General features: G+C 38.1%; 1 pseudogene. It reads left to right on the forward strand.

Annotation, left to right across the window (positions count from 1 at the left end):
- Positions 1 to 3 precede the first annotated feature (3 nt).
- Positions 4 to 236, forward strand: a pseudogene (locus PVA17_RS25220) (penicillin-binding protein); the annotation flags it as partial.

Raw genomic sequence — 236 nt, forward strand, 5'->3', positions numbered from 1 at the left:
CATATGCGCAAAGCACCGGGAAAAAATCGCGCGACGAGTGTTAAAGCAAAACATCACTCTAATTTAACATTTCGTATGAATGTCCTTTTCTTTGCTATATTTCTAGTATTTTCAATGCTAATTTTTAGACTTGGCTATATGCAAATTGTAAAAGGGGAAGATTATGTACGCGAATTAGAGCGTAAAGAGGAGGTAGCTGTCAATACAAGTGTGCCAAGGGGACGTATGTATGATCG

Source organism: Lysinibacillus sp. CNPSo 3705 (genome assembly GCF_028674935.1).
Taxonomy (GTDB): domain Bacteria; phylum Bacillota; class Bacilli; order Bacillales_A; family Planococcaceae; genus Lysinibacillus.